Raw genomic sequence first — 21,406 nt, forward strand, 5'->3', positions numbered from 1 at the left:
TTGGGCCTTCGCGCGCAAGACGGTTAAACCTCTTCAATCCGGTTTGGCTGGACCGCTTCTGTCAAGGGAGTTTTAGTATAAGGGATGGTCATGGCCTAGCCCAAGAGCCGCGCGAGATCGACATAAAAGGCAAAGGTCATCAGGGTCGCCAGCAGCAGGACGCCGATCTGCTGACTGCGTAGCATCGCCTCCTCAGAAACTGGGCTGCCCCTGATCCATTCGATCAGATTAAAGAGGAGATGCCCACCGTCAAGGACGGGGATGGGCAAGAGATTTAAGACCCCCAGGCTGATACTGATCACCGCGAGAAACTTGATGAAGGCATCCAGGCCATAGGCCGCGGTCCGTCCAGCGGTCTCGGCGATGCCGATCGGGCCGCTGAGATGCTTGAGCGAACCCTCTCCGATCAGCATCCGCCCCAAGACCTTCAGCAACAAGGCGCTGGTTTCATAGGTCTTGCTCAAGGCTAGACCCAGCGATTCGACTGGACCATGCTCGATACGCACTCGGTAGGCATCTAGGAGATCAGGGCGTGGTTCGACCCCGGCGCCGATACGCCCGATCCGCTGTCCATCGCGTTCTGCGGTCTGCGTGATCAACTCGAGTGTTTGGCTGCCGACGCCAGGGCGTTCGATGGTCAGCACAAGACGCATATCAGGGCGCCGGCGGACCTCCTCGACCAGGTCTTGCCAGGCATTGATCGGTCGGCCATCGACGGCCAGGATGCGATCCCCGACCTGCAACCCCGCCCGCTCCGCTGGTTCGCCCGGGACGATCTCGCCGATCACCGCCGGGATGAGCAGGCGATAGGGCTTGATCCCCAGCTCGGCGAAGATGTCCGCCGACTCATCGAGTCCCTTGAGGTCCTCGCGCAGGAGCAGCCGGTCGCGCAGCGTTTGCGAGCGATCGCGCACCTGTACCTTCAAGTCTTCTCGGGTCAAGGCCGACACCGTCAGCGCCTGGATGACCTCCTCCCAGGTGCGGGTTGGGCGCGCGCTGATCGCCAAGAACTCATCGCCTGCCTCGAAGCCAGCGCGCGCAGCAATCGAATCGGGCGCCACCTCACCGATGATGGGTTTGAGACCCGTCTCACCCATCATGAACACCAGCCAATAGGCAAACACCGCGAACAATAGGTTGAACAGCGGCCCAGCGATGACGATCGCCGAACGTTTCCATAGTGCCTGGCGATTGAAGGCGCGGGGGAGCTCGGATTCAGGGATGGGGTCCTCGGCTTCGCGCTCGTCGAGCATCTTGACATAGCCACCGAACGGGATCAGAGCGATGACATATTCGGTCTGATCGCGTCCCAGCCGCCGGCTCCACAGCGGGCGGCCAAAGCCGATGGAGAAACGCAACACCTTGACAGCCAGGCGCTGCGCCACCCAGAAATGGCCAAACTCATGTACGGTAATGAGGATCGCCAGTGTCAGCAGAAAGGCGGCGAGGGTCCAGAGTGTATTCATTGGGTGCGTCCGGACTCAGGGTCGAATGATCTCGGGAAGATGAGGGATCGGAGTGCCGTCCCCAAGGGGGCAATCAGGTGATGCAGGGGCTAAGGGTAGCTGGTGGGCTCATCCCCTCAATGTACCTGGAGTTGTACCAGGCGTTCGGCCTGCGCCCGGGCACGCCGATCGACCTCAAGCAGGAACTCAAGCCCCTGTCTATCCATGGTTTCGGACGGCAAGGCATCTAGGGTCCCAGCGACCACCTCCGCGATGCGGGTGAAGGGGATACGCCGCTCCAGGAAGGAGGCTACGGCGATCTCATTGGCGGCATTGAGCACCGCCGGCGCTGTGCCGCCGGCGCGCGCCGCCTCATAGGCCAGGCGCAGACAGGGAAAACGATCCAGGTCAGGTTCATGGAAATCGAGGCGGGCGATGGCAAAGAGGTCGAGCGGGGTCACGCCCGAGGCGATGCGCTCTGGCCAACCCATTGCATGGGCGATGGGGGTGCGCATGTCGGGATTGCCGAGCTGGGCCAGGACCGAGCCGTCTTCGTATTGCACCAGGGAATGGATGACGCTCTGCGGATGGATCACGACCTGGATGTGGTCGGTGTCGGTGCCGAACAGCCAACAGGCCTCGATGACCTCAAGGCCCTTATTCATCATGGTGGCCGAATCGACCGAGATCTTGCGCCCCATGTCCCAGGTTGGATGGGCGCAGGCCTGCTCGGGGGTGACCAAAGCGAGTTGGTCGATCGGCCAGGTGCGGAAGGGTCCGCCCGAGGCGGTCAGCAGAATGCGCCGCACGCCGACCTGGGCCAGGCCGTCGCTGAAGTTTGGCGGCAGACACTGAAAGATGGCGTTGTGCTCGCTGTCGATAGGCAACAGTTGTGCCCCGCTATCTGCAACGGCCCGCATCAACAGCTCGCCGGCAACTACCAAGGATTCCTTGTTGGCCAATAGAACCCGCTTGCCGGCCAGCGCTGCGGCAAGGGTTGGACGCAGGCCCGCTGCGCCGACGATGGCCGCCATCACATAATCGACCTCGGGGAGGGCGGCGACCTGTTCGAGACCCTCCACACCGCAGAGAATCTCGGGGGGATCGGGTAGGTCGGCAAGTAACTCGCCTAGACGCGCCGCGGCCTGGGGATCGGCCATCACGGCATAGTGCGGACGATGCCGGCGGCACTGTTCGGCCAGGCGCTCGGCATCGCGGTTGGCGGTCAGGGCCACCGCGCGGAAGCGGTCAGGATGACGCGCTAGCACATCGAGCGTGCTAACGCCGATGGAACCCGTGGCTCCTAATACGGTCACGCCAATCACGCTTTCAACTCCAGTCAGTCAAGACCCAGGACATCCCCAAGGCATAGAGCGGGGCGGCGGCAGTCAGGCTATCGATCCGGTCCAAGAGCCCCCCGTGGCCGGGGAGGATCTGGCTTGAATCCTTGAGATGACGACGGCGTTTGAGCAGGCTCTCGTAGAGGTCGCCGATGACCGAGAGCATGACCGCCAAGAGACAAATCAGCAAGATTATGAACGCCTTCACAAGGGGAAGCCCCAGCCACAGGTTGGTACCCAGGCCGATCAGGGCCGAACCTGCCAGGGCTCCGTAAAATCCTGCCCAAGTCTTACCCGGGCTGATCGCTGGGGCGAGCTTGACCCGCCCCCAGCGCCGCCCGACGAAATAGGCCGCCGAATCGGCACCTGCGATCAAGAACAGAAAGGATATGACCAATGCTGGGCCAACCGTCGGGAGGCGGTGTAGGCTAAGGATCGCCGCCCAGGTCGCGCTGAGGATCAGCAGCCCCTTCAACAACAGGGCGGGCTGGACACCCAAGGCGGGGTCGATGGTGCGGGTACGTAAGATGTGCGGGATCTGGAAGGCCCAGACAACCAGGCTCGCCGCCAACAGCGGGGTCCAGGTCAAGGCTGGCCAATGCCACAGAAGTAACAGGAGCGCGACCACTAAGATCAGATAAAAGGTGCGCGCGACTGGGTCGCCGACCCCGGCCAGCGCACACCACTCCCAGGCGGCGATGAGCATGAAGACGCCAAAAAAGACCGCTAGTCCAGCAGTCGGCAGGCCGAGTACAGCACCGACCACTAAGGGCACCAGCCATAACGCGGTCAGGGTGCGCAGACGCAGGTTGTTCGCTGCGGAGGTTTCAGCCGACACAGACATCGGGCAATGACCAGAGACCAGCTTGGATCTGCTCACCCGTATGTCCAAAGCGACGCTGGCGCCGAGCATAGTCATCCAGCGCCTGGCCATAGGCCGCGGCATCAAAATCCGGCCAGAGTATCTCGGTAAAATACAGCTCGGCATAGGCCGCTTGCCAGAGCACGAAGTTGCTCAGGCGCTGCTCACCACCGGTGCGGATGAAAAGGTCCGGCTCGGGGAGATCAGGAAAGGAAAGATGATGGGCGAACAGCCGTTCGTCGATCGCACTAGGGTCAAGCCGCCCCGCATGGACCTCGGCAGCCACTCGGCGCACGGCCTGGGTGATATCCCAACGTCCGCCGTAGTTGGCCGCGATCTGGAGGTGAAGCCGGGTATTGCCGGCTGTGAGGTCTTCAGCCTCGGCGATCCGCCGCTGGAGTTTGTCGGGTAGGGCGCTGCGCTCACCGATCACCCGCAGCTGCACCTGATGCTCGTGGAGCCGGCGGGTCTCGCTGCGTAACGCGCTCATAAAAAGCTCCATCAAGACATTGACCTCGGAAGGCGGGCGCCGCCAGTTCTCGCTGCTGAAGGCAAAGAGGGTCAGGATCTCGACCCTGCGGCGGATACTTTCCTCGACCACGGCGCGCACGCTCTTGACCCCCTCGCGGTGCCCGACAGTGCGCGGCAGTCCGCGCTGACGCGCCCAACGCCCGTTGCCATCCATGATGATGGCGACGTGCCTGGGGATACGCGGGTCACACAAGCGCGTGACGTCTGGATCGGTGTTCACGTGGAATCGGTTGGAGGCTTGCGTTTTAGATCGACATCAGGTCCTGCTCTTTCTCGGCGAGTACGGTATCGATCTCCTTGATGTATTGGTCGGTGAGCTTTTGGATCAACTCTTGGGCACGCCGCTCGTCGTCCTCCGAGATGAGCTTGTCCTTGACCAGTTCCTTGAGATGATGATTGGCATCGCGGCGAATGTTACGGATGGCGACCCGCGCCTGCTCGGCCTCGTTGCGCGCGACCTTGATAAGGTCTCGCCGCCTTTCCTCGGTTAGGGGCGGCATGGGGACGCGGATGGCGGTCCCTGCGGTATTGGGGTTCAGCCCTAGGTCGGATTGCATGATCGCCTTTTCCACCGCCTGGACCATGTTACGGTCCCAAGGAGTGACCAGCAGGGTGCGCGCATCCTCGGCGCTGATGTTGGCGACCTGGCGGAGGGGGACCTCTGAGCCGTAATAAGACACCGTGAGATGGTCGAGGAGGGAAGGGTGGGCGCGGCCGGTGCGGATCTTGGCTAGCTCATGGGTCAGCGCCTCAACACTCTTGGCCATGCGATCGGCAGCGTCCTTTTTGATGTCTTCGATCATGTCAACATCCAACCGTGACTAGTGAACCGACCGCCTCGCCGCGCATCAGACGTGCCAAGGCACCCGGCTCGTTGATATTCATGACCCACAGCGGCATGGCATGGTCCCGACACAACACCAAGGCGGTGGCATCCATCACCTGTAATCCCTCGCGCAGTGCCTGATCATAGCTCAGCCGCGGGTAAAAGACGGCAGCGGGATCGGTCAGAGGATCTGAGGAATAGACCCCATCGACCTTGGTGGCCTTGATCAACAGATCGGCACCGATCTCGATGGCGCGCAGGCTGGCGGCAGAATCGGTGGTGAATAGAGGATTGCCCGTGCCGGCGGCGAAGATCACGATCCGCCCAGCCTCGAGATGACGGATGGCACGGCGGCGTTCATAAGGTTCGCAGACCTGCTCGATAGCAATCGCCGACATGACCCGCGCCGCGAGCCCCTGGCGATCCAGGGCATCCTGCATCGCCAGGGCATTCATCACCGTGGCCAGCATGCCCATCTGATCGCCGACGATCCGGTCCATGCCGTGCGCTGCAAGTCCGGCACCACGAAAGAGATTGCCCCCGCCGATCACCAGGGCCACCTGGGTACCGGCGCGGGCCAGCCCGCGCACCTCGGCGGCCAGGCGCTCCAAGATCTCTGGGTCGATGCCGCAGGGACCTGTGCCCATGAGCGCCTCACCGCTGAGTTTGAGCAGGATGCGTCGATAGGCGGATGCGGCCATAACTCTAGAACTCGCCTCGGGGGATGATCAGCTCGCCCGAACCTGGGCCATGACCTCTTCGGCGAAGTTCTCGACCTTCTTTTCGATCCCCTCGCCGACCTCGAGACGGGCAAAACGGCGCACGCTGGCGCCTGCCTGCTTGAGCAGATCACCGACGCTCTGCTCTGGATTTTTGACAAATGGCTGGCCGACCAGGGTGACCTCCTCGAAGAACTTGCGCACCCGGCCCTCGACCATCTTGTCAGCGATGGCGTTGGGTTTGCCGCTGGCCAGTGCCTGCGCCTTGAAGATCTCGCGTTCCTTGGCCAGGGTCTCGGGCGGGACCTCATCGGCGGTGACGTACAGCGGGTTGCTGGCAGCGATGTGCATGGCCAAATCTCGTCCCAGGGTTTCATGCCCGCCGACAAGTTCGATCAATACCCCGATGCGGGTCCCATGCCGGTAGCTATAGATCTGGCCGACGGCCGCATCAAAGCGGATTAACCTCCGCACCTGGATGTTTTCGCCGATCTTGGCGATCAGGGCCTCGCGCGCGGACTCTACGGTCATACCTGCGTCCGGCAGAGACTCAGCCGCCAGGGCAGCGGCATCCTTGGCACTGCCGGCAAGTGCGGCAGCAGCCACGGCATCGGCAAAGGCCAGGAAATTGGTGTCCTTGGCCACAAAGTCGGTCTCACAATTGACCTCGACCATGACAGCCTTTTTGCCGTCTGCCGCGACCCGGATCACGATCACGCCCTCTGCGGCGGTCCGTCCGGAGCGCTTGGCGGCCTTGGCCTGGCCTGATTTGCGCATTGCCTCGATCGCGGCCTCGATGTCCCCATTGGCCTCCGTGAGCGCGGCCTTGCATTCCATCATGCCGGCGCCGGTGCGCTCACGCAGCTCCTTCACTAATGCGGCTGAGATCGTCGCCATGTTCAACATACCTCAAGGGTCTGGATTCTGGGGGGGGGGGGAGGGGGGAACGCCGCTCGGCAGCAGCGCAGATCATTAAGCATGCCCCGTGCGGCGCATGAATGAATGCCTTAGGCCTCCTCGCGAATCAGTTCGGCCTCGCGCCCGACCTGAGCTGCGGCCAGGTCTCGTCCCGCAAGGATGGCATCGGCAGCCCCGGCGATATACAGGCGCACGGCGCGGATGGCGTCATCGTTGCCTGGAATGACATAATCAACATTGCTGGGATCGTTATTGGTGTCAACGACCCCGATCACCGGGATACCCATCTTGTTGGCTTCGGTGACGGCGATCTTTTCATGGCCAACATCGATCACAAACAGGGCATCGGGGAGGCGTTCCATCTCCTTGATTCCGCCGAGGCTTTGCTGAAGCTTATTGAGTTCGCGCTCTAGCATCAGCGCCTCTTTTTTATTGAAACGCTCGATGCTGCCGTCTTGGAACATCGCCTCCAGGTCTTTGAGGCGTTTAACCGATTGGCGGATCGTCTTGAAATTGGTCAGCATGCCGCCAAGCCAACGGTGATTGACATAGGGCATACTACAGCGCTCGGCCTCTTCGCGGATCGCATCGCGCGCTGCGCGCTTGGTACCGACGAAGAGGATCTTGCCGCCCTCAGCGGCCAGCCGGTTCATGAATTGGAGCGACTCGCGATACAGCGGCAGGGTCTTTTCTAGGTTGATGATATGGATCTTGTTGCGCTGACCGAAGATATAGGCACCCATCTTTGGGTTCCAGTAACGGGTCTGGTGGCCGAAATGGACGCCGGCCTCCAGCATATCGCGCATGGTGACTTCGCTCACGGTCTTTAAAGCTTCCATCAGGGTTGGGTTGAGCCTCCACGCACCCCAGGCGGCGACCCGAGTGGGCACCCCGCCGTCTGTGACGGTGCGTGTGTGGATAAATGCCGATGACAAGGGGATTTAGGATAGACGCGGCCATATTGTCATAGCCGAATCGAAAGTAGTGATGCCTTTGCTGCCGCCGTCCTGCTTCCCCTATAGCTCGATTGCGACGGCATAGCTCCTTTTATACCATAACTGCTTACACATGGGCAAATGCCCCACCTCAGCCTGAGCACAACAATCATCGTGGATGCCGCAAATCGTAGGCCAAGGGTCCAGATCAAAGGCCCTGAGGCGATCGAGAAGATGCGCGTTGCCGGACGCCTGGCCGCCGATGTGCTCGACATGATCGAGCCCTATGTCCAGCCCGGTGTCACCACCGAGGAACTGGATCGGATCTGTCACGACTATATCGTCCATCAGCAACAGGCCGTCCCGGCCCCTTTGAATTATCGAGGTTTCCCTAAGTCCATCTGCACCTCGGTCAACCATCAGGTCTGCCATGGTATCCCGAATCACAAACGGCTTAAGAAAGGCGACATCGTCAATATCGACGTCACTGTGATCAAGGATGGCTATCACGGCGATACCAGCCGGATGTATTTTGTCGGCGAGCCCTCCATCCTGGCGCGACGTCTGGTCAGCGTGACGCGGGAAGCGATGCTGCGCGGTATCAGTGTCGTGCGTCCTGGCGCGACGCTCGGCGATATTGGGCACGCCATCCAAAGTCATGTCGAGGCACACGGTTACTCTATAGTCCGCGAATACTGCGGGCATGGGATCGGCGAGGCGTTTCATGAGGAGCCCCAAATCCTGCACTACGGCAGGCCAGGGGAAGGTATGAGCCTGGTGCCCGGGATGTGTTTTACCATCGAGCCCATGGTCAATGCTGGCAAGCGTTTCATCAAGGTCTTGCCCGATGGCTGGACCGTGGTCACCAAGGACCATAGCCTTTCGGCCCAATGGGAACATACGATCCTGGTCACCGAAAACGGATACGAGATCCTAACCCTGGGGGCTGCCGAGCGTGCTGTTCGTGCCGCATCATGACCCTAAAAAAGATCTGTCTCACCCCATTGGTGCCGGCCATGCACCAGCGGGGCGATCTATCCGTCTCGATCCATCATGAGGGGGTAGCAGGGGATTGCCTCCTGGAGCACAGGTCCCACTCAGGCATACGCCTCAATAATGGAAATAAGGTCCGCCTTTAAGGAGCGGCTGCGTATTGGCAAGGAAGTGCTTTATCGCGCCTTTGAACAAGGCATGCCGGTCCGCGTCTTGGTGCAGCGGCTCAGTGCGCTCATTGACTCGATCTTGGGCGACGCTTGGAGGCTTTATCTGGATGAGGACCCCAGAGCCGCATTGGTGGCAGTCGGCGGCTATGGGCGCAGCGAGTTGCATCCGGCCTCCGATGTCGATCTTCTGATCCTGATTGAGGACGCCGTTCAGGATGAGCTGACGGCGGCACTCGAGCAATTCATCACCCTGCTGTGGGACATCGGATTGGCGGTCGGCCACAGCGTCCGCACCGTCGCAGATTGTGTTCGCGCCGCGGGGTCCGATATCCAATTCATGACCAGCCTGCTCGATGCACGCCACCTGGCAGGCTCCCAAGTGCTCTTTGCCCGGATGCAGGCGGCGACCGGCCCCGACCGGATCTGGGACAGCGCCCGGTTTTTCGCCGCCAAGCTCGAGGAGCAGCGTGCCCGCTGGCAAAAATATGGCGACACCGCCTATAACCTCGAGCCCAACATCAAGGAGAATCCCGGCGGACTGCGCGACATCCAGATGATCGGCTGGGTGACGCGGCGGCACTTCGGCGCCAAGGACCTCCATGAGCTGGTGGCGCAGGGATTTTTGACTGCCTCTGAACATCAGACCCTGATCGGTGGCGAGACCCTGCTGTGGCGCATCCGCTTCGCCCTCCATCGGTTGGCAGGACGGCATGAGGATCGCCTGCTGTTCGATTATCAGCGCACCCTGGCCTTGCAGTTCGGCTTTCGCGACGGCGACAACAACCTCGCCGTCGAGCAGTTCATGCAGCAGTACTATCGCACTGTCCAGGAGCTCAACCAGCTCAACGAGATGCTGTTGCAGCTCTTCGCCGAGGCGATCCTCTTACCCGATGACCAGCCGCCGGTCCCGATCAACCGCCGTTTCCAGGCGCGCAACGGCTATCTTGAGGTAATCAGTCCGGAGGTCTTTCGGCGCACGCCGCTTGCCTTGCTCGAGGCCTGCCATCTGCTTCAACTCCATCCTGAGCTCAAGGGCATCCGCGCAAGCACCATTCGCCTGATCCGCGAAAACCGCCACCGCATCGATGACGTCTTTCGCGCCGACATCCGCGCGCGCAGCCTGTTCATGGAAATCCTGCGCGAGCCCCAGGGCCTCACCCGCGCCATGCTTGCCATGAATCGCTATGGGGTCCTCGCGGCCTATATCCCCGCCTTCGCCAATATCGTCGGACGGATGCAATACGACCTCTTCCACGTCTATACGGTCGACGAGCATACCCTGATGCTCTTGCGCAACCTGCGACGGTTTGTGCTCCCTGAATACGGCGAGGAGTTTCCGCTCTGTACCGCCGTGGCCAAGCATATCCCCAAGCTTGAGCTCCTGTATCTCGCGGGTCTCTTTCACGACATCGCCAAGGGGCGGGGCGGGGATCATTCGCTCCTGGGCGCAGAGGAGGCCTTGGCCTTTTGCTGGTTGCATGGTTTGAGCGACTATGACAGCGCCCTGGTCGCCTGGTTGGTCGAGCATCACCTGGTCATGTCCATGACCGCCCAACGCAAGGACATCAGCGACCCCGAGGTCATCCAGTCCTTTGCCGCACTTGTCGGCGACCCCGTCCGGCTCGATTATCTATATCTGTTGACCGTGGCCGATGCGCGGGCGACCAACCCAGCGCGCTGGAACAGTTGGCTCGATGCCCTCTTACGCGAGCTTTATTACAACGCCCGCCGCGCCCTCTTGCGCGGGCTCGATCACCCAGAGGCCCAAGAGGAGCTCATCGCCCAGAAACAGGATGAGGGTCGGCGCCTGCTGTTGCGACATGGTATCGATCTAGAGTCTTGCCACAGGCTTTGGCAGCGCTTTAATCGAGATTTCTTTCTCTATAACTCGCCGGACGAGATCGCCTGGCAGACGCAGCGCATCCTGAAGGCCGACTCCGATGCCCCCTTTCTGGTCGAGGTCCGAGCGCTTACCCCCCGCGGCAGCAGCGAGATCCTGATCTATGCCAAAGACCGCGATCACCTCTTCGCCCAGACCACGGCGGCGCTTGACCAGATGGGGCTCAATATTATGGATGCCCGTATCATGACCACCGCCGACAGCTGGGTGGTGAACAGCTATCATGTCCTCGAACATGAAGGGATCACCTTGAGTACGCAGCGGCTCGAAGAGGTGCGTGGGACCTTGAGGGATCTGCTTGCTGATCCATCCTCGAGACAGATCCAGGTCTCGCGCGCCCTCTCGCGCCGGCATCGCCATTTTCCGGTCCAGACCCAGGTCGATTTCGCCCTAGACCTGCCTAACCAGCGGACCATCATGCGCCTGACCACCCGCGACCGGCCGGGCCTTTTGGCTGAGGTCGGTGCCATCTTCGAGCATTGCGGCATCCGGCTCCAGAACGCCAAGATCACCACTATCGGCGCCGAGGTCGATGACGTGTTTTTCATCACTACCCGCGAGGATACGCCGGTCACCTGCGAGCAGGTCTTGGAGTGCGTGAGGCACGCGATCCATGAGCGTCTTGAAGTGGCTTGAAAGATACATTTGGTGTCTCCTGGGCGCCTGCGTCTGGCTGGGTCTCTCGGTCTGGCCTGCATCCGCCCAGACCGAGCCGCCCCTGCTCACCGACCCCGGTGGTCGCCTGCCTCACCCCGAGCAGGTTCTCCCTTGGCTCGATGAGGTCCGCGCCCAGCGCCGCGCCTGGGAGGAGGATCTCAGGCAGCGGCGTGCCGAGCGTCAGGAACGCATCGAACAGGAGCGCGCCGCCTTTCGTCGCCTCGGCCCAGAACCCTGGAGCGGCTGGAGCTTTGCCACCCCTTGGCTCCCCTCTTCCGAACCGACTGCCCCCCCTGGGCATCTGCCCTTGCATCCCCCAGACTGGGACAATCTGTGGTATTTCCGCGGCTATTGAAGGCCCAGGAGACACCCCAGGCTCCTCGGTATCCGCGCAAAAGGCGCCGTTCGGTCGTCTAGAAGGTACCTGCCTGGATCATCGGGGCCCCTTGGTCAACCTAACGACCCTAGGCAAAGGCCCGCAGTCCTGATCGGTCATTTCAGTCCCTCATAACATGCTGAAATGCTGAGCGAGATCAAAACAGCCACCCTTGAACTCGCCTAAAATGACATCAGGTTTTTCAGAAGGGGGGGTAGCGATGGTTGGGTCTTGCCCGACTGAACGTCCGATGCAGGTGGAGGAGCCAAGCGCCCTGGCATTATCACTCCTCCAAGAGATTCGCCATGCCCTGGGGCGCCTGATCGCCCAAAGGGAGGAGACGCGCATCGAGCTTCAGGCCCTTCTGCTCGGTCCTGCCGAGATACAGATGCTTGAGTCGGTGCTCGGACGGGGTGAGGTCGAAGCGCGCGTCGAGGCCCTCGGGCCGACCCTGGTGTGCGAGACCGCCATCCCCGGGGTCTGGTGGCTGAGCCATCAGGATACCGAGGGCCGAGTATTGAGCCGCCAGATCGAGGTCGCGGCAGTCCCTGCCATCCTTCAGCCAAGTCCGGATGACCTCGCCGAATCACTCGCCCGCTTGGATAATCGTTTGCACGCCTATCGCGCATGATTTTCATGCCGCCTAAATCCTATTGAGGAGAGACCATGCGCCGATCCCAGCCGACCCTAGGCGAGCTTTTGAGCCGACATCAGGTCTCGCGCCGCGGTTTTTTGCGGTTTTGTACCGCTGCCGCCTCGCTTTTGGCCCTACCGCCGAGGCTCGTCCCTGCATTTGCCGAGTCGCTGGCCAAAGCGTCCCGCCCCTCGGTCATCTGGCTATCGTTTCAAGAGTGCACCGGTTGTACAGAATCCCTGACCCGCAGCCATGCCCCGACCCTCGAGGACCTGATCCTCAACCTGATCTCGCTTGAGTATCACCACACCTTGCAGGCGGCATCGGGCGAGGCAGCAGAGGCGGCGCGCCTCCAGGCGATCGAGGAGCACAAGGGGCAATATCTAGTGATCGTCGATGGTTCGCTCCCTGGGCCGGATGCAGAGGCCGGCTATTCGACCATCGCCGGACAGAGCAACCATGAGATCCTGCGGGAGACGGTCGGGCATGCCGCAGCGGTGATCGCGGTCGGTACCTGCGCCGCCTTCGGTGGGCTTCCCGAGGCCGACCCCAATCCGACCGGCGCGCGCCCGATCATGGACCTGGTGCGAGACAAGCCGCTGGTTAATGTCCCGGGTTGCCCGCCGATGCCGCTGGCGATCGCTGGGGTCGTCGCCCATTATCTCGCCTTTAGGCGGCTGCCTGAGTTGGACGCCTATCTGCGCCCGCTCGCCTTTTACGGTCAATCGATCCATGACCGTTGCTACCGTCGGCCTTTCTATGACAAGGGACTGTTTGCCGAGGGGTTCGACGACGAAGGGGCGAGGAAGGGCTGGTGTCTGTATCGGCTCGGCTGCAAGGGCCCGACCACCTATAACGCCTGCGCCGTCATGAAATGGAACGACGGTACCAGTTGGCCAGTGGAGTCCGGACACCCCTGTCTGGGCTGCTCTGAGCCCAGGTTCTGGGACGCCGGCGGTTTTTATCGCGCTGTCTCTGTGCCCCTGACCCTTGGGCCAACGACCCTGGTCGGGGCGGGTGCTGCGGGGGTCGCCGCAGGCGCGGTCGCCGGGGCGCTGGCGCGCCGACGCGCGCGCGAGGCTGAACGCACCCTACAACCGGTCAGCATCGAAGAACTGGAGGCCAAGCAATGAACGGTGCGATGGAGTTCCTGCTCTGGACCAAGGGGCCGATGTTGAATCTGGCCTTAGGCGTCTTTGCCCTGGGTGTGGGCGTGCGTCTGATTGAGATCCTGATCCTCGGGCGCGCCAAGAATTATGCCGACCCGCGTGCGCCCGAATGGATCGGCGGCGCAAGGACCGTATTGAGCCGCACCCTGCCGGACCCTGGGACCTTCCAGCGCGCCCCGTTCGACGTCCTGGTCGGCTGGATCTGGCATATCGGTTTTATCCTGGTCCTTCTCTTTTTCGTGCCCCATGTTGAGCTCATCCGCGGGATATTGGGCTTTGCCTGGCCGGCGCTTCCGACACCTGTGGTCGATTTTCTGACCGCCATCACCATCCTCGGGTTGATCGCCGCGCTGGTGCATCGGCTGACCCATCCGGTCAAGCGCTATCTCAGCACCGCCGAGGACTATCTTGTCTGGGCGGTGGTCTTCATGGTGGCCCTGACCGGCTATCTCTCTTACCACCGCCTGATCTCGCCCTATCCATTGGCGCTCGGCATGCACATCTTAAGCGCCGAGATCTTTTTGATCCTGATCCCCTTTACCCGGCTCAGCCATCTCTTTACGGCATTCATCGCCCGCTGGTATACGGGCACCCATTTTGGACGCAAGGGGGTTGAGGCATGAACGAGCTTATACTCGATGATCGCACCGCGGTCCAAGAGACCTCCCAGGGCCTCTCCTTGGCGCGGGGGTTGGCTGCCTTGCGCGCCGAGATGGACGCTCCGATCGCCGCCTTTTTTGCAAGCTGTGTCCATTGCGGGCTATGCGCCCAGGCCTGTCCGTTTTATCTCGAGACCGGGAATCCCAAATACACCCCGATACACAAGCTCGAACCCCTGCGCCAGATCTGGGAGAGCGAGTTCACCCTCTGGGGGCGGGTCAAGTCCTGGCTCGGTCTCACCCAGCTGGTGACCGATGAGCTGCTCGCCAAATGGGAGGAGTTGCTCTATGACTCCTGCACCATGTGCGGGCGTTGCTCGCTGGTCTGTCCAGTCGGCAATGACATCGCCTATATGATCCGTAAGACGCGCGAGGGCATGGTCCAGGCGGGCCATGCACCCGATGGCCTGATCGCCGCCGCAAGCCGCGCCATCCGTACCGGCAGCCCCATGGGGTTGCAATGGAAGACGCTCGAGGTCCAGGTCCGGCATGTCGAGGCGAGCAGCGGCCTCAAGGTCCCCATCGATCAGGAGGGGGTCGAATACATGGTCCTGCTCTCCTCGATGGAGGTGATCAACTTCCCTGAATATCTCGAGGCGATCACCCGTATCTTTGCCCATGCCGGCATCTCCTGGACCCTCTCGACCCAGTGCTTCGAGGCGACCAACGCCGGGGTGCAGATCGGAAGCTCAGACATCGCCCGCGCCCTGGTCGAGCGGGTGGTGGCTGCAGCCGAGAAGCTGAAGGTCTCCAAGGTCATCAGTCCAGAGTGCGGCCATGCCTATACCGCCATCCGCTGGGAGGGCCCCAATCTGATCGGTCGGCCCTATCCGTTCAAGGTCTTTCATATCATCGAGGTCCTAGACGAGCTGCGTGCGACCGGTCGCCTCAGGCTCGAAGGCAAGGAGACGGATCGGCTGTCGCTGCACGATCCTTGTAACCTTGCGCGCAAGAGCGGTGTGATCCAACAGCAACGCCGTCTGGTCGATCTCGTCACCGAGCAGTTCGTCGATCTTAAGGAGCACGGGCGCTATCAATGGTGCTGCGGGGCAGGCGGTGGGGTAAGCTCGAACGAGCGCGCCGAGGAGCTGAGGCTGAAGGCATTCAAACGCAAAAAGGCCCAGATCGAGGAGGTTGCACCGGCGCGCATGGTCACCATGTGCGCCACCTGCCGCACCCAGCTCGAGGAGGGCATCGAGACCTATAACCTGAACATCCCGGTCGTGGGCCTCACTGAGCTCATCGCCGAACACCTGGTCGATTAAGGAGTCCGCATGAGCCGTATCGTCGTCGATCCGATCACCCGCATCGAGGGCCATCTGCGCATCGAGGTCGAGCTTGCAGGAGACCGCATCGCCCAGGCCTATAGCTCAGGGACCATGGTGCGCGGCATCGAGATCATTCTTAAAGGACGTGATCCGCGCGATGCCTGGGCCTTCGTTCAGCGAATCTGTGGGGTCTGCACCCTGGTCCATGGGATCGCCTCGGTGCGCGCGGTCGAGGATGCCTTGGGGATCGCGCTTCCGCTCAATGCCCAGTTGATCCGCAACCTCATGATCGGGGCCCAGTATATCCACGATCATGTGATGCACTTTTATCACCTGCATGCCCTCGACTGGGTAGATGTGGTGAACGCCTTGAAGGCCGACCCCAAAGCCACCGCCGAGCTCGCCCAATCCTTAAGCTCCTGGCCCAAGTCCTCCCCTGGCTATTTTGCTGATATCCAAAACCGGCTGAAGACATTCGTCGAATCCGGTCAGCTTGGCATCTTTGCCAACGGCTACTGGGGACATCCGGCCTATCGGCTACCGCCCGAGGCCAATCTCGTGGCGGTCGCCCATTATCTCGAGGCGCTCGCCTGGCAGCGCGAGGTCGCACGTCTGCATGCCATCTTCGGCGGCAAGAATCCACACCCCAATTTCCTAGTCGGCGGCGTCCCCTCACCGATCGATCCGGAGTCTGACTCGGCCATCAACGCCAAGCGCCTTGCCGAGGTCAAGGGCCTGATCGAGCAGATGCAGACCTTTGTCGAGCAGGTCTATCTCCCCGACACACTGGCGATCGCTAGTTTCTACAAGGATTGGGCAAGCCGCGGTGAGGGTCTAGGTAACTTCTTGTGCTATGGAGACCTCCCAGCAGGCGCTGCCATGGACCCCGAGACCTTCTTCTTTCCGCGCGGTGTGATCCTCAACCGCGACCTGTCGGTGGTCCATCCGGTGGACGTCGGGGCGCCGGATGAGATCCAGGAGTTCGTGGCCCATGCCTGGTATGACTATAGTGCCGGTAATGAGCAGGGCCTGCATCCATACCTGGGCGAGACCCGGCTTAATTACCGAGGGCGCGGCGGCCCCAAGCCGCCCTTTAGTCAGCTCGATGTGAGCAAGGGCTATTCATGGCTCAAGGCCCCGCGCTGGAAGGGGCAGGCGGTGGAGGTCGGGCCCTTGGCGCGGGTGCTGATGCTCTATGCCAAGGGTCATGAGCAAACCCAGGAGCTGGTCAAAAAGACGCTCACTGACCTCGATCTACCCATCAACGCTCTCTATTCGACCCTAGGGCGTACCGCGGCCCGCACCCTAGAGACCAAGCTCTTGGCCGACGCCATGCTGGTCTGGTATCGGGCGCTCATCGACAACATCCGCTTGGGCGACACCCGCACCTGGAACGGCGAACGCTGGGATCCGGCGACCTGGCCCAAGACCGCGCGCGGCGCGGGCCTCATGGAGGCCCCGCGCGGTGCCCTTGCCCATTGGATCGTCATCGAAGACGGCAAGATCGCCAATTATCAGGCTGTGGTCCCCTCGACCTGGAATGCCGGGCCGCGCGACGCCAATGAGCAGCCTGGGGCCTATGAGTCGGCACTTCAGGATAACCACCAGCTCATCGACCCCAAGCAGCCAGTCGAGATCCTGCGCACTATCCATAGCTTTGACCCTTGTATCGCCTGCGCCGTGCACTTGATTGAGCCCCGGTCGGGTGAAGTGCTGGAGGTGCGTGTCTTCTGATGGAGGCGCATGCCAACGACTGCGTCCTGCGAGAGGTCTTAATGCGGGCGGTCCCTCGCCCGCCATTTCACCAGCTCAGATTGAGCTCAGCGCGGACGAATAGGCCGTCGTTCTGGCGGTTGACGGCGTAATAATCGCCCGGGATCAGATATTCGGCGACCAGGTGCCCCGAGAGGTTGGGATTGAACTTGGCCTTGAGCCAGGCGGTGAACAGATGCCCGCGGAAATCGCCATTGCCGAGATTGGCCATCTGGGCAGGGGTGCGGGTGCTGTGTTGGTCGGCCCAGAGCGCATGATAATCGAGCAAGACCTGCGCTTTGGGATGGACCTGGGCGCTCCAGCCGAGATTGAGACGCTTGAGGTTGGTCGCCTTCACCGAGCCGTGACTCCAGCGGCCATTGATAGATCATGAGCTCGCTCCATTGCGGCCAGCGACCCCATAGGGGATCGAATGCCTGGTCATCGGCGCTGCCCGGATCATCGCCCGAGAGATATTCAAGATCCAGATGGATCTGATTCTTGAGCGGGTCGTTGAGGCTATAGGCCAGACGCCCGTTCAACCCAAAGGCGCTGAAATCTCGTTCGTTGCGCGTCCCCTATTCATAGGCCCCCTCGGTGCGCCAGGACTAATTAGGGTTGAGCTTGACATCGGCGCTCAGCCCCAGGGCATAGATATCGCCTGAATCGCTCGGCGAGGTGAAGGGCGCACTGTTGTTGATGCGGATGTTGCGCGGTGTCAACTGCGGACGGTCGTGCTTATATGATGAGATAGGCATCCAGGTCGCCGGGCAACAGCGACTGGTTGCGTCCATAGAGGATCACGCTGGTCTCGTTTTGTTCGGTCTGGTCCTCAACCTCGCCGTTGAGTGACTGCGGGAAGCGCCCGGTATCGGCGCTCTGATCGATATAGATGAGGTCCAGGGTGCTCTTGAAGGTATCGAGTCTATATGTCGCGCGCGCCGCATCGAAATAGATCGTGCGCGATCCATCCAGGGGTGTGCCATCCAAGACCAGCCAGCCGTGCCCGAGCATGATGTCCTGGCACCCGAGTTTGAGCGCGAGCGGCACCCCGGCGACCTGTTTGAGATTGACCGCGAGCTGATCGAACAGGAGCCCGCCGCTATACCAGTCCTCGAATCCGGGCAGGGGCCAAGCCGAACGCGGCGGGTCCTGATAATGTCGGCCTTCCCGCATCAGGCGGGCGCTGGCCTCGATCTGCTCCGTCGGCGCATAGCTGCCCAACAGCCGCGCGCGGTAGCGCTGGAGGGTGCGGTCAGCGGTGGGGCTGTCGGCATTGAGCACTACATTGTCGATCCATTTCTGCCGCAGGCGCAGGTCAGCGCCCCATTTGAAAGGTCCTAAGGTCTGGTCGGCGAATGCGCCAGAACAGGCGAGTGCCGCACTCAGGCCAGTTGCTAGGATCTTGTTGTATTTAGCGTTCATCGTCCACCTGTTGTTCTTCAAGCGCCCATTGGTGATCTTCTTCGGTGATCTCATCGGGGGCGGCATGACGCCGCAGGGTCCCATAGATGATGCTAAACGCGGCCAAGGCGAGGATAGAGAGATAGGCCATCGCCACGAAGGGGTCATCGAGACCGAGGATCATGCGGCCCTCCGTTCGGGAAAACAGCGGTTGAGATGTTCGGCAGATGGCGGGCGGGTGAAGGCGCTGACCAAGAGCAGGGTCAAGGCTGAGGCCGGCAGTGCCACTATGATCGGATCGACCGAGGGCCAATTGGGATAGTCGGCAAAGATGCTGATCTTGTCGCCCGTCAGAATCTGCACCAGCCCGATGGCGCCGGCCTCCTTGGACTTCAGCAAGAGCAGCCAAAAGAGCGAGACCACAAAGCCCACTGCCATCGAGGCCAGTGCGCCCGCCTTGGTGACCCGGCGCGAAAAGAGTCCGCAGATATAGGCCGGCAGGAAGGTCGCCGCACACAGGCCGAAAAAGATGGCGGTAAAGCGGGCGATGATATAGTCCTGGCGGATGCTATAGCTGATGGTCACGGCAATGAACAGCCCGACCACCACCGCCAGGCGCATGACCAAGATATTGGGCTCGCGGTGGACACCGCGCCCGGCGATCTGTTCATAGAGGTCGCGCCCTGCGGCGGTGCCGATGGTGTGGAACTGGCTGGACATGGTGCTCATGGCCACTGCGAGCAGCGCCAGGAAAAAGATCGCGCCAAACCAATGGGAGAGGACGGTCGAGATGAAGGTCGGGATGATCTTATCGGCATCGCCCTTGACCGCGGTCACGCTCGATGAGCGGTCGCTGACCAGCTCGAGGGCATTGACCGCAGGGTCCTGGGCCTGTATCTCGCCGTCGACCACCAAGGCAGCGGTCGCCGGCTTTTGGGTCTTGGGGTTGATGATCGGGGTCCAGGCCTCTGCCGCATCCTTTTGCATCAGCTCGACCAAGACATGGCCCTTGTCGGCATCCAAGGTCTGCACCGGATTGCCGTGATAGATCGGGCCGTGCTGGGCAAACCAGGCGGAGGATGATAGCCGTGATCACCGTCCACCAGAGGTCATAGCTAGGTGCACCCCAACCAAAGGCGGGCATCGCTGTCCAGCCCTGGTGCCCGATCTGGGCGAGCGGTGCCGGCACCGTGTCCTTCATCTCGGAAAGGTCACGATGGGCTTCGCTGATCTCCCCAGACTGCTGTAGGTGAAGACCAAGAGAAAGATCATGGCGAGGACCATGATGAAGCCCTGGAAGGTATCCGTATACATCACCGCCTTGATCCTGCCGGGGATCACATAGGCCGCGGTGATCAAGGCAAAGATCAAGAGTGCGACCTCGAAGTCCAGGCCGAACTGGGTTGCAGCAAAGACGCTGCCCCCCGTCATAACCGCGGCGGCATAGAGCGGCATGAAGAAAGATCAGGCTGCCGGCAAAGATCTGGATCGCGGGGCTCTGATAGCGCAACACCAAGAGCTCGGGAAAGGTATGTGCCCCGAGATGGTGCCCAAGGCGGCGGGTCGGCTCGCCGAGCAGGATGAAGGCGATCAGGATACCGACCCCGATGTTCAATACCGTGAGCCATAACAGGCTCATCCTGAAGAGACCTGCGACCCCGCCGAAACCGACGATGGCCGCGGTCGAGATGAAGGTGGCCCCGTAGGAGACCGCCATGATGATCGAATGCGCCGAGCGCCCGCCGACCAAAAAATCGGCCGCTGAGCGCGTACCGTGGTAGCCGAGCCAGCCGAGATAGGCCGTGACAAAGAGGTAGGCGAGGATGACGACAATATCGATCCAGCCGACCGTTGAATGATCGGGCATACTGTTCCCCCTGTTGATCGAGGTGGTCTTAATTGATAAGAAACACATGCTTTTGAAATTGAGTGAGCTGTCCAGATGTCGTGGGCATGGAAAGACGAGACATGAGATTGCTGTCGTTTGCGGCGCGCGAAGGGGCCCAAGGACAAGGGGGGTGGGCGCAAGGTGGGTGAGAAGCGGGCGCTGTTGGCGGAGCAGGACGCCCAGATACGCAAGCTCATGTGCGACGGGACACCGGATGAGCTGAAGCTGCCGTTTGCGCTGTGGAGCCGGCAGGCGGTGCGGCAGTTGATCCTCGGCTGTTTTGGCATCGAGCTCAGGCCGCAGGGGGAGGGCAAGTACATGGCGCGCTGGGGATTGACGCCCCAGAAACCGATTCGGCGCGCCTATGAGCAAAGCCCGCCGGCGGGCAAGACGTGGCTTGAGGAGACCTACCCGGACATTGCCCGGCGCGCCAAGGCCGAGGGCGCCGAAATCCACTGGGGCGATGAAACGGGGCTGCGCTCGGACGAGGTGCGCGGGCGCTCTTATGCGCCGGCGATCAAGACGTCCGAGATTCGCGTCACGCACCGTCGCGAAGGCCTGTCGGTGATCTCGACGCTGACCAACCGCGGCAAGGTGCGTCGGAAGGCGTTCGCGGGGGCGATGAACGCCGACATCCTGATCGACTTCATGAAGCGGCTCGTCAAGGACGCCAGGGGCAAGAAGATCTTCCTCATCCTCGACAACCTGCGCGTGCATCACACCAAGCCAGTCAAGGCCTGGCTGGCTGCATGCGCCAATCAAATCGAGGCCTCCTCCCTCCCCTATAGCCCGGCACTGAACCCCAACGAGATGCTCAAGGCCACCATCACCGCGCAGGCGCCCTCCCGCGCCAAGGGCGATCTGAAGAAGGCGACCGTCAGCCACCTGCGCCGCCTTCTCAATTCCCCCCAACGCATCATGCGCTACTTCCAGCATCCCAAGCTCCATGATGCCGCGTAA

The 21,406-nt window shown here is 61.7% G+C and carries 21 protein-coding genes and 1 pseudogene; 9 read left to right on the forward strand and 13 right to left on the reverse strand.

What is annotated here, in order from left to right:
* Positions 1 to 95: 95 nt before the first annotated feature.
* The 8 genes from rseP to rpsB all read right to left on the reverse strand — a co-directional run bounded on the left by rseP (position 96) and on the right by rpsB (position 7,447).
* Positions 96 to 1,466, reverse strand: coding sequence for an RIP metalloprotease RseP (gene rseP, locus GWK36_RS04070; protein ID WP_166270073.1), 1,371 nt, complete (start codon positions 1,464 to 1,466; stop codon positions 96 to 98).
* A gap of 116 nt (positions 1,467 to 1,582) precedes the next feature.
* On the reverse strand, positions 1,583 to 2,770 hold the full coding sequence (ispC, locus tag GWK36_RS04075; protein WP_166270074.1) for a 1-deoxy-D-xylulose-5-phosphate reductoisomerase: 1,188 nt from the start codon (positions 2,768 to 2,770) through the stop codon (positions 1,583 to 1,585).
* Positions 2,771 to 2,774: 4 nt separating this feature from the next.
* The gene (locus tag GWK36_RS04080) at positions 2,775 to 3,629 is read right to left on the reverse strand and encodes a phosphatidate cytidylyltransferase (RefSeq protein ID WP_166272441.1); all 855 of its coding nucleotides are present in this window, start codon (positions 3,627 to 3,629) and stop codon (positions 2,775 to 2,777) included.
* Positions 3,613 to 4,332, reverse strand: coding sequence for a polyprenyl diphosphate synthase (uppS, locus tag GWK36_RS04085; RefSeq protein ID WP_246237785.1), 720 nt, complete (start codon positions 4,330 to 4,332; stop codon positions 3,613 to 3,615). Before uppS ends, GWK36_RS04080 begins: the two co-directional genes overlap by 17 nt.
* Before the next feature lie 91 nt (positions 4,333 to 4,423).
* Positions 4,424 to 4,981 carry a ribosome recycling factor gene (frr, locus tag GWK36_RS04090; RefSeq protein WP_166270076.1) on the reverse strand — a complete coding sequence of 186 codons (558 nt, stop codon included), beginning with the start codon at positions 4,979 to 4,981 and terminating at the stop codon, positions 4,424 to 4,426.
* A 1-nt stretch (position 4,982) separates the two neighbouring features.
* The gene (gene pyrH, locus GWK36_RS04095) at positions 4,983 to 5,705 is read right to left on the reverse strand and encodes a UMP kinase (protein WP_166270077.1); all 723 of its coding nucleotides are present in this window, start codon (positions 5,703 to 5,705) and stop codon (positions 4,983 to 4,985) included.
* Positions 5,706 to 5,732: 27 nt separating this feature from the next.
* Positions 5,733 to 6,620 (reverse strand): translation elongation factor Ts, encoded by an 888-nt coding sequence (gene tsf, locus GWK36_RS04100; RefSeq protein ID WP_166270078.1) that lies wholly within the window; start codon positions 6,618 to 6,620, stop codon positions 5,733 to 5,735.
* 110 nt (positions 6,621 to 6,730) lie between these two features.
* A complete protein-coding gene (rpsB, locus tag GWK36_RS04105) occupies positions 6,731 to 7,447 on the reverse strand; it encodes a 30S ribosomal protein S2 (protein WP_210756907.1) in 717 nt (238 codons plus the stop codon).
* A gap of 363 nt (positions 7,448 to 7,810) precedes the next feature.
* Between rpsB and map the strand changes: the two genes are divergently transcribed.
* The 8 genes from map to GWK36_RS04145 all read left to right on the forward strand — a co-directional run bounded on the left by map (position 7,811) and on the right by GWK36_RS04145 (position 17,136).
* Positions 7,811 to 8,554 carry a type I methionyl aminopeptidase gene (gene map / locus GWK36_RS04110; protein WP_246237664.1) on the forward strand — a complete coding sequence of 248 codons (744 nt, stop codon included), beginning with the start codon at positions 7,811 to 7,813 and terminating at the stop codon, positions 8,552 to 8,554.
* Positions 8,555 to 8,692: 138 nt separating this feature from the next.
* Positions 8,693 to 11,275, forward strand: a complete 2,583-nt coding sequence (gene glnD / locus GWK36_RS04115) for a [protein-PII] uridylyltransferase (protein WP_166270081.1) — start codon at positions 8,693 to 8,695, stop codon at positions 11,273 to 11,275.
* Entirely contained in the window at positions 11,253 to 11,651 is a 399-nt protein-coding gene (locus GWK36_RS04120; protein ID WP_166270082.1) for a hypothetical protein, read from the forward strand. The genes glnD and GWK36_RS04120 overlap by 23 nt, the downstream gene beginning before the upstream one ends.
* Before the next feature lie 271 nt (positions 11,652 to 11,922).
* Positions 11,923 to 12,303, forward strand: coding sequence for a hydrogenase expression/formation protein (locus tag GWK36_RS04125; RefSeq protein WP_166270083.1), 381 nt, complete (start codon positions 11,923 to 11,925; stop codon positions 12,301 to 12,303).
* 35 nt (positions 12,304 to 12,338) lie between these two features.
* The gene (locus tag GWK36_RS04130; protein ID WP_166270084.1) at positions 12,339 to 13,439 is read left to right on the forward strand and encodes a hydrogenase small subunit; all 1,101 of its coding nucleotides are present in this window, start codon (positions 12,339 to 12,341) and stop codon (positions 13,437 to 13,439) included.
* Positions 13,436 to 14,098: a respiratory nitrate reductase subunit gamma gene (locus GWK36_RS04135; protein ID WP_166270085.1), complete on the forward strand. Its 663-nt coding sequence runs from the start codon at positions 13,436 to 13,438 to the stop codon at positions 14,096 to 14,098. Before GWK36_RS04130 ends, GWK36_RS04135 begins: the two co-directional genes overlap by 4 nt.
* Positions 14,095 to 15,399: a (Fe-S)-binding protein gene (locus GWK36_RS04140; RefSeq protein WP_166270086.1), complete on the forward strand. Its 1,305-nt coding sequence runs from the start codon at positions 14,095 to 14,097 to the stop codon at positions 15,397 to 15,399. Before GWK36_RS04135 ends, GWK36_RS04140 begins: the two co-directional genes overlap by 4 nt.
* Positions 15,400 to 15,408: 9 nt before the next feature.
* The gene (locus GWK36_RS04145; protein ID WP_166270087.1) at positions 15,409 to 17,136 is read left to right on the forward strand and encodes a nickel-dependent hydrogenase large subunit; all 1,728 of its coding nucleotides are present in this window, start codon (positions 15,409 to 15,411) and stop codon (positions 17,134 to 17,136) included.
* 67 nt (positions 17,137 to 17,203) lie between these two features.
* On the opposite strand, the gene GWK36_RS15785 is transcribed toward GWK36_RS04145, so the two are convergent.
* From GWK36_RS15785 to GWK36_RS04160, 5 genes and pseudogenes are all read right to left on the reverse strand, one after another.
* The gene (locus tag GWK36_RS15785) at positions 17,204 to 17,512 is read right to left on the reverse strand and encodes a hypothetical protein (protein ID WP_343033134.1); all 309 of its coding nucleotides are present in this window, start codon (positions 17,510 to 17,512) and stop codon (positions 17,204 to 17,206) included.
* A gap of 250 nt (positions 17,513 to 17,762) precedes the next feature.
* Positions 17,763 to 17,912, reverse strand: coding sequence for a hypothetical protein (locus tag GWK36_RS15790; RefSeq protein WP_343033135.1), 150 nt, complete (start codon positions 17,910 to 17,912; stop codon positions 17,763 to 17,765).
* A complete protein-coding gene (locus GWK36_RS15795; protein WP_343033136.1) occupies positions 17,893 to 18,579 on the reverse strand; it encodes a hypothetical protein in 687 nt (228 codons plus the stop codon). The genes GWK36_RS15790 and GWK36_RS15795 overlap by 20 nt, the downstream gene beginning before the upstream one ends.
* Positions 18,569 to 18,742: a symporter small accessory protein gene (locus tag GWK36_RS04155; protein WP_166268953.1), complete on the reverse strand. Its 174-nt coding sequence runs from the start codon at positions 18,740 to 18,742 to the stop codon at positions 18,569 to 18,571. The genes GWK36_RS15795 and GWK36_RS04155 overlap by 11 nt, the downstream gene beginning before the upstream one ends.
* A pseudogene (locus GWK36_RS04160) lies at positions 18,739 to 20,425 on the reverse strand (sodium:solute symporter family protein). The gene GWK36_RS04155 and the pseudogene GWK36_RS04160 overlap by 4 nt, the downstream one beginning before the upstream one ends.
* A gap of 162 nt (positions 20,426 to 20,587) precedes the next feature.
* On the opposite strand from GWK36_RS04160, the gene GWK36_RS04165 reads away from it, so the two are divergent.
* Positions 20,588 to 21,406, forward strand: a complete 819-nt coding sequence (locus GWK36_RS04165; protein ID WP_166270088.1) for an IS630 family transposase — start codon at positions 20,588 to 20,590, stop codon at positions 21,404 to 21,406.

Origin of the sequence: Caldichromatium japonicum (assembly GCF_011290485.1) — a bacterium.
GTDB lineage: Bacteria > Pseudomonadota > Gammaproteobacteria > Chromatiales > Chromatiaceae > Thermochromatium > Thermochromatium japonicum.